This is a genomic window from Edaphobacter aggregans DSM 19364, assembly GCF_000745965.1.
Taxonomy (GTDB): Bacteria; Acidobacteriota; Terriglobia; order Terriglobales; family Acidobacteriaceae; genus Edaphobacter; species Edaphobacter aggregans.
Map to the genome: position 1 here is coordinate 130,012 of NZ_JQKI01000012.1, position 18,060 is coordinate 148,071.

The window sequence follows — 18,060 nt, forward strand, 5'->3', positions numbered from 1 at the left end:
ATTCTAATTCGTGACCAGATCGGTCACGTTTTTATTAACCTCGCCGAAATGAACGATTGACAATCGTTCATTCCGCGAACTATCTTTCCCAGCGATTCCAAAAATCAAGTTAGAGCCTCGTTCAACGGGGCGAGACAAACGTTTGACTCTGGAGGCAACACATGAATAGTGCCTTATTCTCTCGGGGCTGGCGGTTTGCACTGCTTGCGCTACTGGCCATCGGGCTCTCTGCCGATGCCAACGCGCAGCTCAGCACCGCAACGCTCGCCGGTACGATTACCGACTCCACCGGCGCGGCCATCCCGAATGCGACCATCACACTGTTACAAACTGCGACGAACTTCACGCGCGTCGCTAAGTCCAAGGCGGACGGCTCCTATCACGAGGAGTTCCTCCCCATCGGCCCCTATCGGATCACTGTAGCCGCTCCGGGCTTCAAGACCCTCAATCGCACCGGCATCAGCCTCTCGGTTATGCAGAACGCCGATCTCGACCTGCAACTCGAGGTCGGAACCACCGGCGAGACGATCGAGGTCGTCGCTGACGTTCCCCTGGTCAATACCGGTGACTCCACCCTCGGACAGACCGTCTCGAACGTCGAAATCGACAACCTTCCCCTCGTCAACCGGAACGTCGACCGTCTGCTGCAGCTCGTTCCCGGTGTGCAGACCGTCAACACCATCAACAACCTCGGCTATCAGGAAATCAAGGTTCTCATCAACGGATCGACCGACGGCTTCGTCGGACAGGTCTCTTACTACCTCGATGGCGGCCTTAACATGACCGGCCTCCGCAACTCGGGTAACCAGGTCCCCAATCCCGACGCAGTCAGCCAATTCAACGTCGTTACCAATAACTACAGCGCTCAGCTCGGGAAGTACTCTGCTGGCGTCGTCAGCATCGTCACGAAGAGTGGAACCAACGGCTTCCATGGGTCGGCCTTCGAGTTCTTCCGCGATAGAAATTTCAACTCCGGAGGCTTTAACACCGGTGGCGCTCCTCCAAACGCATACAATCTCCATCGTTTTGGCGCTACCCTCGGTGGGCCCATCCGTCGCGACAGAGACTTCTTCTTCGGCAGCTTCGGCGGGTATCGCTTCAGAACAGTTGCAACCAACAGCGGAAACCTTCCAAGCGATGCCCAGATCGCGGGCAACTTCTCTGAGAATCTGCCCAGCGATATCACGCGCTGCAACCAGGCTCCTACTGCTGCGGACAATACCAACATCAAGTTCCTCGTCTGCGATCCCAAGACCGGAAACCCCTTCCCAGGCAACATCATTCCCGCCTCGCGTCTCGATCCCACCGCGGTCAACATCATTAAGTATGTAAAGTCGGCAGTCACCCAGATTCCCAAACAGCCCTTCCGTTCCGGCGATACACCGTACACCTATCGCATTCTCGAGCCGACGCCCGAGCAGAACGAAGAGTACCTGATCAAGACCGATCACCAGATAACCTCATCTCACCGGCTCACACTCAGCTACTTCCTTCTGAACTACAGCACCCGTATCAACCTCGGCGGCTTTACGCAGAAGTGGTCCTCTTCCAACTACGCCAACAAGCAGCAGAACGCCAACATCAGCGACGTATGGACCGTCAGCGGACGTACCGTCAACCAGTTCTGGGTCAATTACACCCGTCAGAACGGCGGTCGTAATCCCGTATCCGGCGACCCCACCAAGAAGACCCTCGCCGACTTCGGCTCGGACTTCGGTGTCGTCGGCGCTCCATCTCTTCCCAATATCAGCGTAGGCGGCGTTGAGGGCTTCACCCTGGCGCAGGCCATCACTGGTCCTAAGGCCGGCGCTAACGTCTACGGTGTTCGCGACGTCCTCAGTACCACTCGTGGCCGTCACACACTTTACTTCGGTGGTGAGGCTGGCCTCGAAAAGGACTTCCAGCTCACCTCGCTCAACAACTACGGCACGTTCAGCTTCAACACCACCAACGGCAGCAGCTTCGCCCGTTCCACGAACGGTCTTTCGGACTTCATTCTCGGCGTACCCGCCAGCATGGGTCAGGATACCGGGCTCTATGCCAATGCGAACTGGCTCCTCTTCGCAGCCTTTGCACAGGATGACTGGCGCATCACCCCGAAGCTGACTCTCAACCTGGGCATCCGCTACGACTGGCAGCAGGCACCCACCGACAACAAGCGCATGCAGACGAACTTCACTCCTGGTGTTCAGTCGCATGCCTTCACGGCCTCCGTCATCGGAACCAACAAGACCCTTGCTCCTCTCGGCATGCTCTTCCCCGGTGACCCCGGTGTTCCGAAGGGCGGCGTCTTTACACCTCTCAATCACGCCTCGCCGCGCTTAGGTTTCGCATATGATCCCTACGGCAACGGCAAGACTGTCCTTCACGGAGCTGCCGGCCTCTTCTTCGGCGGTATCTCCGGAAATCAGTGGGAGTTCCCTTCCAACTTCGCTCCTTACGCTGTTCGTAATAGCGGATACACGAAGGTCCAGTCACTGACACATCCTTACTCGAATGACCCGACTGAGTTCCCCACCGGAACCAATCCCTATCCACAGCTGGCGTTCGACTATAAGAGCAAGACGGCGACCTTTCTTCCGTTGAATCAGGTCGTGGCCTTTGATCCGAACTATCGCTGGCCATACTCTATCCAGCTCAACTTCGGGATCCAGCAGCAACTCACCAACAGCCTGGCATTCAGTGCCTACTACGTAGGTTCACTCAACCGAAAGACGCCACTCTATAACGACATCAACGGTCCCATCTTCAACGTCAGCCCTCAGGGTACGTCCGGTCCGTCGTGCTTCCTCCCGGGAACCAAAACGCCCGACACGACCAAAGGCTGCGGTTATGCCAATACAAGCGGAACGATCAACAACCGTCGCCCACTGAACTCCATGTTCGGAAACTCGGCGGCCAGCCCCATCTACTCGAACGTCTGGATCATTCGCTCTAACCAGAACTCCAACTACAACGGTCTGCAAGTTGTACTCGAGCAGCGTATTACCCACCACATCAGTGCCCGCGGCTACTACACGTGGAGCAAGACGCTTCAGAGCAACACTCTTGACTCCACAGGCGGCCTCAATGGAACCTTCGTCGATGCCAACTATCCGCAGCTCGAGTACCGCCAGCGTTCTGACCAGGACCGTCGTCACATGATGACCATGTCCTTTGTCTGGAAGCCGGACTATTTCGACCGCTACAATCGTTTTGTCCGCACGGCTCTTAACGGATGGACGGTCACGGGAATCTGGACGGCAAACAGCGGCCAGCCCTTCACCGTGACCACCGGAAACGACAACTACTTCTCGGGTCTGGGCAACAACCGTCCGAGCATTCTTTCTGGCAAGCAGCCTCACACGCTGCCCAGCAACTCGCGTACGGCCGAAAGGAAGCTGTGGTTCGACACCTCGGCCTACTGTCGTCCAGGTGTTGATGCGGGCTGTTCCGGCGTTGGACCTCTCGGCCTGCTCGGAAATGAGCGGCCGGCACAGCTCGACGTACCCGGTTATAAGAACGTGGATGCGTCGCTGTTCCGTTCCTTCTCCATCTACGAGCAGCTGAAGTTCCAGCTCCGCGGTGAGTTCTCCAACGTCTTCAACTTCGTCAACCTCGGCGGACCCTCAGCGTCCATCAACAGCTCGACCTACGGTCAGATCAATGGAAGTGGCGGCGGCCAGCGCGTCATTCAGGTCGGCGGCCGAATCCTCTTCTAACAACGTACTTCCCTCTCCTCCCGGGACATCGGCTCACACCGATGCCCGGGAGTTTTCTCTTTAAGAGACGCATCGATTCTTCCCCGCCTGCGTCGAACAAAGATGCCGGCTTCGCTCCGGTATATTAAATCTTCCGGCTGTACTTCTCAGGAGGTCTCCTTCGTGCGCGTCCAGCGTGTGCTTCTAACCCTCACCCTCGGTCTCGCCCTCTCGAGCGCGGCCCGCGCCCAGGACCTCGCCAGCTTCGAGAAGCGGACCCACGTGAAGGTCCTGCCCAACGGCCTCACGCTCATCGTCTGCGAGCGCCCCGAGGCTCCCGTCTTCAGCTTCTACACCCTCGTCGACTCCGGCTCCGCCAACGACCCCCAAGGTGACAGCGGCCTCGCCCACATGTTCGAGCACATGGCCTTCAAGGGCACTCGCGAGATCGGCACCACAAACTACCCCGCCGAAAAGCTCGCTCTCGAAAAGGTCGAGCAGGCCTACGCCGCCTACGACGCCGAGTATCGCAAGCGCGTCGGCCAGGACCCCGCCAAACTTGCCCAGCTCAAGAAGGCCTTCGAGGACGCCCAGGAGGCCGCACAGAAGTACGTCATCCCCAACCAGTTCTCCGAGATCGCTGAGCAGAACGGAGCCACCGGCATCAACGCCTCCACCAGCGAAGACTCCACCCAGTACTTCTGGTCCATGCCCTCCAACCGTCTGGAGCTCTGGGCCTATCTCGAAAGCCAGCGCATCGCCTATCCAGTCCAGCGCGAATTCTACAAGGAGCGCGACGTCGTCCAGGAAGAGCGACGCATGCGCGTCGACTCTTCCCCCGTGGGTCGTATGGTCGAGCAGTTCCTCGCCGCCGCCTACACCGCCCACTCCTACCGCATCCCCGGCGTCGGCTGGGAGAGCGAGATCTCCCAGGTTTCCGCCACCGAGGCCGAGGCCTTCCACAAGCAGTACTACGTCCCCTCGAACATCGTCATCGCCGTCGTCGGCGACGTCAAAGTCTCCGAGGCCATGCCCGTCCTCGAGCGCTACTTCTCGAAGATCCCCGCCGGCGGTCCCAAGCCGACTCCCATGACGACCGTCGAGCCTCCGCAGTTCGCTGAAAAGTCCGTGGTCATCAAAGAGGCCACCCAGCCCTTCTACATCGAGGGCTACCACCGTCCCAACTACCTCGACCCCGACGACTCCGTCTACGACGCCATCACCGACATCTTCTCGAACGGCCGCACCGCGCGCCTCTACCGCTCACTCGTCCGCGACCAGCGCATCGCCGCCGCCGCCGAGGGCTTCTCCGGCTTTCCCGGTTACAAGTTCCCCGGCCTCTTCGCCTTCTACGCCGTCCCGCTCCCCGGCCACACGCCCGACGAGGTCCGCACCTCCATCCACAAGGAGCTCGACCGCCTGAAGAACGAGGACGTCTCCGACGACGAGCTCACTCGCTTCAAGACCCGCGCCCGCGCCGAACTCCTCCGCGGCCTCGACGACAACGACGGCCTCGCCCACCAGCTCGCCGAGTACCAGACCCGCTACGGCGACTGGCGCCAGCTCTTCCGCGATCTCGACAAGATCGATGCCGTCAACAAGGCCGACATCCGCCGCGTCGCCAACAAGATCTTCCTCGACAGCAACCGCACCAGCGCGCGCATCGAGTTCGTCGCGCCCCAGAAACCCGCCGCAAAGAACCAGGGAGGTGCGGAGTGAACAATCCCATGAGCCTGTATCGCCTGCCCATCGCTGCCACTCTCCTCGCCCTCGCCGTCTCTCCCTCGCTCGCCCTCGCGCAGGCCGCACCGGCTCCCGCAAAGCCCACGCCCGCAAAGCAAGCAGCCACACCCTCCGAGCCTTGGAAGAAGATCCCCATTCCTCCGCTCCACGCCTTCAGGCCGCAGCAGCCCAAACGCATCGAGCTCTCCAACGGCCTCGTCCTCTTCCTCCAGGAAGACCACGAGCTTCCCTTCATCAACGGCTCCATCCTCATCCGCGGAGGCAGCCGCGAGGAGCCGGCTGACAAGGTCGGCCTCGTCTCCATGTACGGCCAGACCTGGCGCACCAGCGGAACCCCCACCGTCGACGGCGACAAGCTCGACGATCGGCTCGAGATCAAAGCTGCCAGCATCGAGACCACCGGAGGCTCCGCCAATACCTCTCTCCGCTGGTCCTCGCTCAAGGGCGACTTCGACTCCGTCTTCGCCTCCACCGTCGATCTCCTCCTCCACCCCGCCTTCAAGGACGACAAGCTCGCTCTAGCCAAGCGCCAGCTCGACACCGCCATCTCCCGCCGCAACGACGACGCCAGCGGCATCGCCATCCGCGAGGCCATCAAGCTCGTCTACGGCCCCACCAGCCCCTACGCGCGCGATCCCGAGTACGCCACCGTCGCCGCCGTCACCCTCGACGACCTGAAGGCCTGGCACGACCGCACCGTCGTCCCCAACGGCATGATCGTCTCCGTCTCCGGGGACTTCGACTCCGCACAGATGGAACAGAAGCTCCGCGCCGCCTTCGAACCCCTCCCCCGCGGCCAGGTCATCGCCCAGGAGAAGTTCACCTTCACCGACCCCAAACCCGGCGTCCGCTTCGCCAACAAAGACGACGTCAATCAGTCCAACGTTTTGATCGTCGGCCTCGGCACCGAACGCTCCAACCCCGACTACTACGCGCTCTCCGTCATGAACGAGATCTTCTCCGGAGGCTTCAGCTCGCGCGTCGTCCAAAACGTCCGCACCAAACTCGGCCTCGCCTACGATGTCAGCGGCGCATTCGGAGCCTCCTACGACCACCCCGGCATCTTCTACGTCATCGCCGGCACCAAGAGCACCTCCACCGTCGCCGCCACCAAGGCAATGCTCGACGAGGTCAACCGCCTCAAGACCGTCCCGCCCTCCGCCTCCGAACTCGCCAAGGCCAAGGACGACCTCCTCAACTCCTTCATCTTCCGCTACGACTCACCGGAGAAGATCCTCGCCGAGCAGGTCACCCTCGCCTTCTACGGCTACCCCGCCGACTTCCTCGAGAAGTACAAGGAAGGCATCGAAAAGGTCACCGCCGCCGAGGTCTCCCGTGTAGCCAACAAGTACGTCGACCAGTCCAAGCTGGGCATCGTCGTCGTAGGCAACCAGTCCGAGATCAAGCCACCAATCTCCGAACTGGGCAAGGTCACCGAGATCGACATCACCATCCCACCACCGCCCACCAAGTCAGGCCAATAGCCTCCTCGCCAATCCCCAACCCAAAACACTCTGGTGCCCCATCCTTCGCAGCTTCATCGCGAAGGGTGGGAGTAGATTGCTCGAACTGGTGCCCCACATCTGATCGCGCACGAGCCTCATACCCTCGCCGCCCCTCGCGTTACAGCGATTGCAAGGAATTCCGCCGGGGTATATAATCCTGGCACTCGAGCTCTTTGCAGAATTGCTGTTCGATGCCCCCCAGAAATCTCTAAGGCACGTCCTTTTAGCTTCGAAAGCGGTCGCAACTGCGAATCACAGTGAAAAAAGGAATATGGCGAAGTAAGTCGCCTCATTTAAGCGGGGGAGGGTCGGGAGGACTCCCCTTATCCATCATGTGTGATTTAGGAGGATCAAATGGCCGAAGACACCCTATCTGGAGAAGTGAAAAAGCATTCTACCTGGACCATGTTCATGGGCTTCCTGATCGCAGCTCTGGGACTACTTCTGATCGCCTACCCCTTCGCCGCAGCAACGATTACGGCCGTGTTGTTGGGATGGGTATTGATCCTTGTCGGTATCGCCCAGGTTATCTTTGCCCTTCATTCGCACACGGTCGGAAAGTTTTTCCTGAAACTTCTTTCCGCCGTGCTCTTTGCAATCTGCGGTCTCGTTCTGGCGCTCTTTCCCATTGAAGGCGTGGCAGCTTTGACGGGAGTTCTCGGAACGTTTCTGATCGTACAGGCAATCGTGCTCATCGTGATTGCCTTCCAGGTGAAACCAATCGATGGTTGGGGATGGTTTCTCGCAGATGGCCTGGGCAGCCTGCTGTTGGGATTCCTGATTCTCGCGAAGTGGCCGGCCAGTTCCACCTGGGCAATCGGTACGCTCATTGGCCTAGCTGTGCTGATTAGTGGAATCACCCGGATCATGATCGCAGGCAGGATTCGGAGCGGCGCAGCCACCGTGCAGCGCTTCACTCGGCCCGCGTAGCGCAATCAAGTGAGCTAGTCGCCTGTGCCCCATTCACGCGGCTTCATCGCATGAGTGGGCAATCGCGCGAAGCGCGATCCGTTTCTTTCGTTCGCCTGCATCTGGCAGAAGGTCGTCTCTCCTACTTCTGCTGCGCCACATCCATCTCCTTCAGATACGCCAAAGACAGAGTTCCCTGCTCTTCGGACGGGTGCCCCACGTCTGAGTCCCTCGCAGCAACGGGTGCCCATCTTCGCGACGGCTTCATCGTCGCTTGATATTCCACTTCCTCAATCTAACCTCATGACAGCCTCTCTAAAGCTGTGCCGGCGCGCGGACGAATCACGACGGGAATCACCGTAGAAACAAGGACGATGGCGCTCAGCACATGGAAGCCCTCCCGGTAGTTTCCCGTCGTCTGCCGCATGTGAGCAACCAGCAGCGGTCCGAAAGCGCTCGCCGCGCCCCACGCTGTGAGCATGAGCCCATAGATAGGTCCGACATTTTTCGAGCCGAAGTAATCTGCCGTAAAGGCAGGCATGGTTCCGAAGCCGCCGCCATAGCACATCAGGACAACGAAGCACGCAACCGTCAGAAGTGCCGCGGAGGTAATGCTGGTAAGAACCCAGAAGAGCACGGCCTGCATCAGGAACATCAGGACGAAAGCCTGGCGGCGAGTGATCAGATCGGACACCCATGCCCAAACCACTCGTCCGGCAGCGTTCCCGATACTGACGATTCCTACCATGCCGGCAGCAACGATCACCGTAACCTTCGCCAGTTCCTGAAAGATCGGAGACTCCTGAGAGATCACGGAGATGCCAGCGGAACTGTTCAGGAAGAGAATGGCCCAGAGCGCCCACCATTGCCACGTGCGCAGAGCCTCGCCGAGCGTGTAATCCACTGCTGCACGCTGACTAGTCTCCTTCGCAGAAGGCGTCCAGCCCGCAGGACGCCATCCAGTCGGAGGATTCTTCATGAAGAAGGCAGTCGCTACGCCCAGGACCGTGTATGCGATCCCCAGATAAGCGAAGGTCTGCAGCACGCCGACAGACTGAATCAGGCGCGTTGCCACAGGAGCAGTGACAAGAGCACCTAAGCCAAACCCACCTACAGCGATTCCGGTGATCAAACCTCTCCGGTCGGGAAACCACTTCACCAGCACCGCCACCGGAACAATATAGGCAAAACCAAGTCCGATGCCGCCGATAAGACCATAACTCAGGTAAAGCCACCACAAGCGGTCGCCGGAAAAACTGGCCAGGATCGTTCCCGCGCCATACAGCAGGGCTCCCGTTACTCCGACGACACGCGGTCCTGACTTATTCAGCCACAACCCACCGAACAATGCCGCGATGCCGAGCACAACGATGCTGATGGTGAACGTCAGAGTTACTTGAGAAATAGTCCAATGAAACTGCTTCGTAAGCGGCGCCCGAAAAACGCTCCATGCATAAACGGAACCGAGCACGATCTGCAAAACAATACCAGCAAGGGCAATGCCCCAACGACTTGACTTCACTTTCTATGACTCCTGATGTTTGGTGATGCGGAGGGTGGGGCGGACTGCCGCTTGTTCGAGACGTATTTTATGACGCGCCATGCTGTAATGCTCTGCGAAAAGTCCGACAATTCGATACGACCCTTTGTTAGACTCTTCAACTTTGATTTTTATCCATGAATTTTTCGCGTAACCGTAATACCTTGACACCAAATTACTTCTGCGGCGACACATCCATCTCCTTAAGATACGCCGCAGACAGAGTCCCCTTGCTCTTCGCCACCGGCAGCAGCGTCGGATAAAACTGAACGAACGTCGTATCGACGGCGGCATGCTCGCTGTGACAGCTGTAGCAGTCCACCGTCGTCGGAATCATCTTCGCCGTCTTCCCGCCGTCGAACCCGAAGAACGCCCACTTGCCCTGGAACCGCGCCTCGTCCTTGACGTGCACCTCCAGCCCCATCACACCGGTCGACTGGTAGTTGCCTCTCTGGTTGATCGACCCGCGCCCCTCGGCCTTGCGACCCTCCAGCACCATCACTGTCTTGTCCGGCCACGTGCCCGTCTCCAGAAACACCCGGTACGCCTCGGGGTTCACAAACACGTTATCGAACATGTGGTGACCTGCCTGCGCCCCCGGGTTGTAGCTCATATCGAATCCCGTACTCAGGTACACCCACTCGCGATAGTGCTCCGGCACCTTCATCTGTCCGTCGCTCGTGTACTCAGGCGCAACTGCTGGTACCTTCTCCCCATACTCCCGGACAAGTGTTGGAGCTGCCACCGACGCCATGCTAAGCAAGCCGACAATCAATTTGCTGATCATGCCGCCAAGTATGGCGCCGATGCCTCCAACACATCCAGACCGCTCGCTGCATCAATCCGTCGATTCGCTGCATTGTTTGCGATTCACGCCGGGTCGTAGAATACGATCCTTCCTATGGACGCATCCCCCGCACGCACGCAACCCCCGCAGTGGCTCTGGGTCGTCACCATCTGGTCCGCCGTCGGCCTCTTCGACGCCACCGAGAACGTCTTCGTCATGCGCGCTGAGGGCATGCACCATTACTGGGGCCGGCTCTACTTCTACCTGCTTGTCTCGTGGCTGCCATGGGCCCTGGCTACGCCACTCGTCCTTCGCCTCGCCCGCCGCTATCCTCCCACGAAGCTCCGACCTCTCTCCACATGGGTTCGCCACATCCTCGCCGGCGTCTCGATCGGCCTCGCCTTCTCCACATGGACCGCCGCGCTCGAAGTCCTCCTCAATCCCTGGGCCAAGATGCCCGGCCCCGGCACCTTCCTTCAGATCCAGTCCAGGACGTTCTACAACGGTCTCCTCGCCTGCGCCATCCTCTACACAACTCTCCTTCTCGTCGGCTACCTTCTCGACTCCCGCGAACGACTCGCCCGCCAGCAGACTGAGACAGCGCGCCTCAACGAGCAGCTCGTCAAGGCCCAGCTCAGCGCGCTCCGCCACCAGATCGAGCCACACTTCCTCTTCAACACCCTCAACTCCATCGCCGGCCTCGTCCGTGAGCGGCGCAACGACGACGCCGTCAGCATGATCGTCGAGCTCAGCGACTTCATGCGCCGCGTCCTCAAAGATTCCAGCCTCCACCACGTCCCCCTCAGCGAAGAGCTCGACTTCGCGCGCAAGTATCTCGACATCCAGAAGGTCCGCTTCGTCGATCGCCTCCACTGCAGCATCGAGGTCCCCGACGATCTCCTCCTCGCCCAGGTCCCCACCCTCATCCTTCAACCCATGGTCGAAAACGCCATCAAGCACGGCATCGCCAGGCGCGCGCACGGAGGAGCCATTCGCATCCTCGCCTCCCGCGGCAACGACAAGCTCACCCTCAGCGTCTACAACGACGGCCCCAGCCTGCCCGCCAACGGCACCAACGTCTCCACCGGAATCGGCATCTCCAACATCCGCACCCGCCTCGAGAGCCTCTACGGGGACAACTTCGAGTTCACCATGCAGAACCAGCCGCCAGGCGGAGTTCAGGTCTCCGTCTCCGTTCCCTTCAAGGAGTAGCCATCGTGACCGACGCTCGCTCCCCGAAGATCACCACCGTCATCGTCGACGACGAGCCTCTCGCCCGAAGCAACCTCGCCGTCCTCCTCCGCCGCGATCCCACCATCGACATCGCGGCCGAGTGCGGCTCCGGCGTCGAAGCCCCCGCCGTCATCCGCAGGGCAAAGCCCGACCTCCTCTTCCTCGACGTCCAGATGCCCGAGTGCGACGGCTTCGATGTGCTCGAGCTGCTCGGCAAAGATCTCCCGCCCGCCATCATCTTCACCACGGCGTACGATCAATACGCTCTGCGCGCCTTCGAGGCCGGAGCGCTCGACTACCTCCTCAAGCCCTTCGACGACGCGCGCTTTGCTCTCGCACTCGAACGCGCCCGTCAAAAGATCGCGGTAAGCCGCGACGCCCCGCGAAGACTCGAGCGCCTCACCATCAAGAGCGCCGGCCAGATCGTCTTCCTCAAGCTCTCCGAGATCGACTGGATCGAAGCCGCCGACTACTACGCCTGCCTCCACGTCGGACAGCGAACCCACATGCTCCGCCGCAGCATCGTCGATCTCGAGCAGGACCTTGACCCCTCTGCCTTCTGCCGCATCCATCGCTCCACCATCGTCAATCTCGACCGCATCGCCGGCCTCAGCGTCACCGAAGACGGCGGCTACGACGTCGTACTGCACAACGACATCCGCCTGCGCCTCAGCCGCAGCTACCGCCGGCAGCTCGAAGACCGCATGGGAATCCGCAATACCTGTGCGCCTTAGGACGGGTATTGCGAAGTCGAACCGCCGAACCAAACCCACCCCACCTCCACCTTCCGATGGATGACCAACCCCACCTCGCCCCGCTAAACTTCACCGCATGCAAACCGAACCCATCGGCAGCATCCCTCGTCCCGCCTCCCTGCTCCAGGCCATCGCCGCCTTCCAATCCGGCCAAATCACCCGCGAGCAGCTCGACCGCGCCTACGACGACGCCCTCCGCGACACCATCCAGCGCCTAGAGCAGACCGGCTCCCCCGTCATCACCGACGGCGAGCAGACCAAGCCCAGCTTCGCCACCTACCCGCTCTCCGGCCTCACCAACCTCGCACTCGATGGAGTCGTCATCCCCTTCGCCGACGGGCACACCCGCCAGCTCCCGCGCCTGACCTCCGGCCCCTTCCGCTACGCCGTGTATGCCGCCTCCTACTTCACACGCGCGCGCACCCTCACCACTCGCCCGCTCAAGCAAGCCGTCATCTCGGCATCCGCGCTCAGCCTCCTCTATCCCTCCGATCCCATCCCCGGCTATCCGCGCGAAGCCTTCCTCGCCGACCTCCTCAACGAAGCCGAAACCGACATCCGCACTGCGCTCGACGCCGGCGCCGACTCCGTCCAGATCGACTTCACCGAAGGCCGGCTCTCGCTCAAGCTCGATCCCTCCGGCGGTCTTCTCCGCAGCTTCATCGACATCAACAATCAGGTCCTCGATCGCTTCACTCCAGCTCAGCGCCAGCGCATCGGCGTCCACGCCTGCCCCGGTGGCGACCGCGACTCCACCCACAGTGCCGACGTCGACTACACCACCCTCCTCCCCGACCTCTTTCAGATGAACGCTGGCCGCTTCTACCTTCAGATGGCAAGCGAAGCGAATCGCGAACGCGCGTTGCTCACCGTACGCCGCGTACTCAAACCCGATCAGTTCGTCTTCATCGGCGTCATCGACCCCATCAACGCTCTCATCGAAACACCCGCTCTTGTGAAGTACAGGATTCTCGAAACCGCATCCCTGCTTCCCGTCGAGCAACTCGGATCGACGGATGACTGCGGCTTCGCTCCCTTCGCCGACGACACCTCGACAGCACGTGATACCGCCTTTGCCAAGATCGACGCACGAGTCAAGGGCACGGCCCTCGCAGCCCGCGAATTGGGCCTCTAATCCAGCTCTTGCAGCACGACTCCCACGGCTCTACCGCCGCTAAGTGGGCATCGCAAGGAAGTGCGACCCGCTATTTTATAGACACACGTCTCTCGCATTGCATTCCTCCCCAAATAGGCACATAATCCCACAGACGCGGGAGAGCGATTCATGAGTCTCCGAGAGCCCTGCCTGCCTTGCATGATCGTCGCAGCCACGGCCCTATCTCTCATGGCGCTTGCGATCTCTCTTCCCATACGGGCCTTTGTTCGGAGGCACATCTGATCCGGAGGTACTCCCCATGGGCCGCGGCTGGCTCCGTGCATCGCTCACCCAGCGGCCAGCAGGATCGCGAACGCATCGCCCAGGCTCTGCCCGACGATCAGCGCTACCTCCTCGACCTTCGCAGCATCGACGTTCGCGAAGCTCCACGGGTTCGCGACCCGCAGCAGTTCCTCGCCCCCGGAATCACGTTCGGCGGCCAATCGCCTGCTCCGCCGTCAGAGAGAGCAGGCCACCCCGGCTTCAACATCACATAGTCGTCTTCACGCTTGAAAGAACGACAGCATCACCTGCCCTGTTTGCCTCTCCTCAAGCACGAGGCCTATAGTCTCCCGGTCACTCCCTCTGGGCTCCGTTCAGAATTCTTATCTCAACCGGGAGGTCCTCCTATGCCCTGGATCGGACGAAAGAAGATCGCCTTCATTCCGCTCTATCGCCCCAACGCTCATCCACCCGACCTGATCCCTCCTGATTGGCCCAGCGCCATTCAGCAGCGAGTCTTCTTCGACCCCGATCCAAGGACCGGCATCGATCGCTCTCTCCGTGCCTACATCGTGGCCGCGTCCTCCGGCCGCGCCGATCTCGACGCCGCCGTGCTGCCCATGCAGACCGTCGACCAGCAGGACGTGCCGCCCGACATCCTCGAAGGCGCCATGGGCGATCAACTCCGCGATGAGGGCTTCGACGCCGCGGCAATCGTCATGCTCGGCGGTCCCGGCGCAGGCACAACCCGCGGTTTCTGGTGCCGCTTCGTCATGCTCGAACAGGTCGGCGTCTGGGCCATGGAGACCATGCACTCCCTCACCGGCTTCGGCGATCTCTACCCCTTCGGCGGCAACATGGGAACCTACGACGAAATGGCCTGCGCCTGCGGCACCCATCCTTCCGCTTACACCAAGAGAGCAGTCCAGTGGCTCGACGCCTCCGCCATCACGCCGCACTCCGGCCGGGCCAACGCTTACTCCCTGCACTCCATCGGGCTCGTTCAGCCGCCTCCGTCCGGCCGATCGTCGGCCGTACAGATCGGCGCAAACGTCCCGTACCTCATGGTCGAAGCGCGCCAGAAGGTCGATGAGTTCGACGCCGGCATCCCCGGCGAAGGCGTCATCGTCTACCAGGTCCTGACCAACGATCCTCTCGGCCACCCGCAGAACGGAACTCCTCCGGTCAAGCTCCTCACCGCCACAGCACTCAAGCCCGGGCAAGCCATCGTCTCCCCCACCAACGTCGCCGTCAGCGTACTCGGCGCTCTCCCCGGTGGATTCTTCGTCACCATCGACGACCGCAACGCTCCCTTCTCAAGCGGACAGCTCCTCTTCTATCGTGACAACACTCGCAACGGAACCGGCGACGTCAACACGCCCGGAGTGATCGGCCTCGGCGGATGGACGCAGTTCCTTCGTCTCTTCTACGGCGGCGACGGCATCCTCTACGCTGTCAATCCGCAGGGCCAGCTCCTCTTCTATCGCGACAACAACCGCAACGGCACCGGCGACGTCAACACACCCTCCATCATCGGCCAGGGAGGATGGCAGTCCATGCGCTTCCTCTTCTCCGGCGACCCCGGCGTCATCTACGCCGTCAACCAGCAGGGCCAGCTCCTCTTCTACCGCGACAACACACGCAACGGAACCGGCGACGTCAACACCCCCTCCATCATCGGCCAGGGAGGATGGCAGCAGTTCCGCCATCTCTTCTACGGCGGCGACGGCATCCTCTACGCCGTCAACCAGCAAGGCCAGCTCCTCTTCTACCGCGACAACACACGCAACGGAACCGGCGACGTTAACACGCCCTCCATCATCGGCCAGGGAGGATGGCAGCAGTTCCGGCACCTCTTCTACGGCGGCGACGGAATCATCTACGCCGTCAACCAGCAGGGCCAGCTCCTCTTCTACCGCGACAACACGCGCAACGGAACCGGCGACGTCAACACACCCTCCGTCATCGGACAGGGAGGATGGCAAACGATGAAGTTCCTCTTCGGAGGCGACCCCGGAGTCATCTACGCCGTCCGGGCATAGAACCACTCATCCAACTCGGTGCCCACTCATGCGGTCTCATGCATGAGTGGGACATTCGTGCGACAGCGCGATCCGCTCTTCCTAATTCGACGCCGGAGCTGCGGCCGCCGCAGCCGGCACCGCAGGCGCAGCCACCGCAGGTCTCGCAGCCACCTTCGCACAGAACTCCTTCGACATCGACTTCGTCAGCTTCTTCTCATACTCGAAGTTCTTCGCCGTATCGTCCCACCGGTACGCCTCGCCCCCGCACTTCAGCTTCTTCTTCTTCTTCGTCTCCCAGTGTCCGGCAAACACCACGTGGTCCTTCGGCACCAGCTCCACCGAACCTCCCTTGCCCTCCTCTGTCCCCGAGAGAAACGTCATCGGCACAATCTTCTCGTCCCTCCCCTTGAACCGCGCGGCCACAGGAGTCTCTCCCTCCAGCCGCACCACCGTCATCTCTTCCGTGTACCCGCCCATGCCCAGGTCCACCAGCGCCACCTGCACTCCGGGCGCAACGTCCGCCGTCTTCGCGATCGATGCCGGATAGTGCGCCTGTTCTGCCACCATCGGAAACGCATGGCGCACCGCGAGTTGCACCATCGGCAGCATCGTCTTCCAATCCACCTGCGGAGGCGCATCCGTCGCTGCAAACACGCCAGCGCACCCCGCCACCCACATACCCGCCAGAACGATCCCTCTTCTCATCCCGACCTCCGGTCCTTGCGAAGCCACGCACACTCCGCTCTAGTGACCAGCCTACCCAGTACTCCCGTCCCACACCGATCCCCCAAAAGTACCAGCGCAGCGAAATCCCTCTGGGGACAAACCTGCTCTTGCCTCTCAAAGAGTGTGAAAATTCCCGCGCAACCCTCCTTACATATCAATCACTTACAAACCAAAGTTTTATCTAGCAAAACGCTACTGGTTTCTTTCTTGAAAACAATCTTTTCGCTTCGCTAGATTGGGCTCCGCGCAAAAACAGACAATCTGGCATGCGCGATAACAGCGGTTCCTGAAATAAGGAGAGCGTTACATGCGCGGAATCGACACAAAGAAGCTGTGCTTTTTTCTTGCGAGCCTATCCACTGCGGCACTACTCACCGCACAAACACAAACCCCCGCACACCTCAGGGCTGACGGAGTCATTCAGCCGGAGACCTTCGCCGGCACCGTCCTCCAGGCCGCGCCGGAGACACCCGATTGCAGCCACCTCAGCTTCGGCCCTCACCTCACTCAGGTTCCCGACGCCACTCTTGGAAGCTACGTCTTCGTCTTCAACTCGCACGTCGTCCCCGACAACGATCGCTGCTCTGCCACCGACCGTCAGCGGCTCGAGATCAAGACCGAAGGCCACGGCAACCCAACGCCCTATCAGGACTACATCGTCGGCCATCTCGGCGAAACCGTGACCCACCGCTGGAGATTTCAACTCCCCACCGGCTTTCAACCATCAAACAGCTTCACTCACATCCATCAGATCAAAGCCTTCGACGGCGACGACGGATCTCCGCTCATCACACTCACTCCGCGCTTCGGCAACCCGAACACCATTCAGCTGCTGCTGATCACATCCACCATCGCAAATCCGCCAGCCCAGACCATCACGCTCACCCAGGCGCCGCTCGCGCCCTTCATCGGCGAGTGGGTCGAGGCATACGAGAAGATCACCTACAACCACACGCTGGAAGAGGGAGCCACCAATCCCGGACGCTACTCCATCGTCATCAACCGCCTCAGCGACAACGCCACTATCTTCTCCTACTCCAGCAACAACATCGACATGTGGCGCGTCGGCACCACAACCATCCGGCCAAAGTGGGGTGTCTATCGCAGCCTCGCCAATGCGCAACAGCTTCGTGACGAACAGGTGCGCTTCAACAACATCTGTATCGCCAAGGGGAACGATGACTGTCCCAGTGACTCCACGCTGCCGGACTTCTCCCTTACCTCCGACACCGCCACCGCGACAATCGCTCCCGGCGGCACTACGTCGTACAACCTGAACCTCGCGCCGCTCAACAGCTTTACCCAGAACGTCAGCCTCAGCCTTACGGGCTCGAACGTCGTTCCTGGCTCAACTGCAGTGCCCGCTGCCACCAACCTCACCGGACTTCCCGCAGCGGCAACCGCACAGTTCAGCTCTCCCGTCGTCGCGGGCGGATCCGGCTCGTCCACCCTCACCATCACGACATCGTCATCCACGCCGCCCGGTAGTTACACGCTGGTCGTCAACGGCCTCAGCGCCGATGGTTTCCGCTCCCACGTCGCTTCCCTTCCCCTCGTGGTCTCGGGTGCTCCCGGCGATGTCAATCATGACGGAACCGTCGATTGCTCCGACGTAACCTCGGTCCGGGCCTCGTTCGGTAGAAAGGTGGGACAGACCGGATACAGCCCAGCCGCCGACTTCAACGGCGACGGTTTCGTCAATGTCCTCGACCTCCAATTTGCCGTTCAGCACCTGCCCGCTGGCACCACCTGCCAGTAATCAACGGACACGTTCAAAAGC

General features: G+C 60.8%; 13 protein-coding genes. 10 read left to right on the forward strand and 3 right to left on the reverse strand.

Annotated features, from left to right (window positions below; translation table 11 throughout):
* The first annotated feature begins 161 nt into the window (after positions 1-161).
* The 4 genes from Q363_RS05545 (at position 162) to Q363_RS05560 (ending at position 7,858) form a co-directional block, all read left to right on the forward strand.
* A complete protein-coding gene (locus tag Q363_RS05545; protein WP_035348497.1) occupies positions 162-3,701 on the forward strand; it encodes an outer membrane beta-barrel protein in 3,540 nt (1,179 codons plus the stop codon).
* Positions 3,702-3,863: 162 nt separating this feature from the next.
* Complete coding sequence (locus Q363_RS05550) at positions 3,864-5,399, forward strand: M16 family metallopeptidase (RefSeq protein WP_035348498.1); 1,536 nt, start codon at positions 3,864-3,866, stop codon at positions 5,397-5,399.
* Between the two features lie 8 nt (positions 5,400-5,407).
* The gene (locus Q363_RS05555) at positions 5,408-6,907 is read left to right on the forward strand and encodes a M16 family metallopeptidase (RefSeq protein WP_084080060.1); all 1,500 of its coding nucleotides are present in this window, start codon (positions 5,408-5,410) and stop codon (positions 6,905-6,907) included.
* A 375-nt stretch (positions 6,908-7,282) separates the two neighbouring features.
* Complete coding sequence (locus Q363_RS05560) at positions 7,283-7,858, forward strand: HdeD family acid-resistance protein (RefSeq protein WP_035348500.1); 576 nt, start codon at positions 7,283-7,285, stop codon at positions 7,856-7,858.
* 280 nt (positions 7,859-8,138) lie between these two features.
* Here the strand turns inward: Q363_RS05560 and Q363_RS05565 are convergent, their stop codons facing one another.
* Together Q363_RS05565 and Q363_RS05570 are read right to left on the reverse strand one after the other, a co-directional pair.
* Complete coding sequence (locus tag Q363_RS05565) at positions 8,139-9,359, reverse strand: L-lactate MFS transporter (protein ID WP_035348502.1); 1,221 nt, start codon at positions 9,357-9,359, stop codon at positions 8,139-8,141.
* Positions 9,360-9,552: 193 nt separating this feature from the next.
* Positions 9,553-10,164 carry a cytochrome P460 family protein gene (locus Q363_RS05570; RefSeq protein ID WP_035348504.1) on the reverse strand — a complete coding sequence of 204 codons (612 nt, stop codon included), beginning with the start codon at positions 10,162-10,164 and terminating at the stop codon, positions 9,553-9,555.
* Positions 10,165-10,278: 114 nt separating this feature from the next.
* Here Q363_RS05570 and Q363_RS05575 point away from each other — a divergent pair, with 114 nt between their 5' ends.
* From Q363_RS05575 to Q363_RS05590, 5 genes are all read left to right on the forward strand, one after another.
* On the forward strand, positions 10,279-11,376 hold the full coding sequence (locus Q363_RS05575) for a sensor histidine kinase (RefSeq protein WP_035348505.1): 1,098 nt from the start codon (positions 10,279-10,281) through the stop codon (positions 11,374-11,376).
* Positions 11,377-11,381: 5 nt separating this feature from the next.
* The gene (locus tag Q363_RS05580; protein WP_035348507.1) at positions 11,382-12,131 is read left to right on the forward strand and encodes a LytR/AlgR family response regulator transcription factor; all 750 of its coding nucleotides are present in this window, start codon (positions 11,382-11,384) and stop codon (positions 12,129-12,131) included.
* A gap of 97 nt (positions 12,132-12,228) precedes the next feature.
* The gene (locus tag Q363_RS05585) at positions 12,229-13,287 is read left to right on the forward strand and encodes a cobalamin-independent methionine synthase II family protein (RefSeq protein WP_035348508.1); all 1,059 of its coding nucleotides are present in this window, start codon (positions 12,229-12,231) and stop codon (positions 13,285-13,287) included.
* Between the two features lie 299 nt (positions 13,288-13,586).
* Positions 13,587-13,805, forward strand: coding sequence for a hypothetical protein (locus tag Q363_RS40185; protein WP_157466551.1), 219 nt, complete (start codon positions 13,587-13,589; stop codon positions 13,803-13,805).
* Between the two features lie 132 nt (positions 13,806-13,937).
* Entirely contained in the window at positions 13,938-15,572 is a 1,635-nt protein-coding gene (locus Q363_RS05590; RefSeq protein ID WP_035348509.1) for a tachylectin-related carbohydrate-binding protein, read from the forward strand.
* 81 nt (positions 15,573-15,653) lie between these two features.
* Here the strand turns inward: Q363_RS05590 and Q363_RS05595 are convergent, their stop codons facing one another.
* Positions 15,654-16,259 carry a hypothetical protein gene (locus Q363_RS05595; protein WP_157466552.1) on the reverse strand — a complete coding sequence of 202 codons (606 nt, stop codon included), beginning with the start codon at positions 16,257-16,259 and terminating at the stop codon, positions 15,654-15,656.
* A 328-nt stretch (positions 16,260-16,587) separates the two neighbouring features.
* Between Q363_RS05595 and Q363_RS35755 the strand changes: the two genes are divergently transcribed.
* Positions 16,588-18,039 carry a dockerin type I domain-containing protein gene (locus Q363_RS35755; protein ID WP_051978413.1) on the forward strand — a complete coding sequence of 484 codons (1,452 nt, stop codon included), beginning with the start codon at positions 16,588-16,590 and terminating at the stop codon, positions 18,037-18,039.
* Positions 18,040-18,060: the final 21 nt, after the last annotated feature.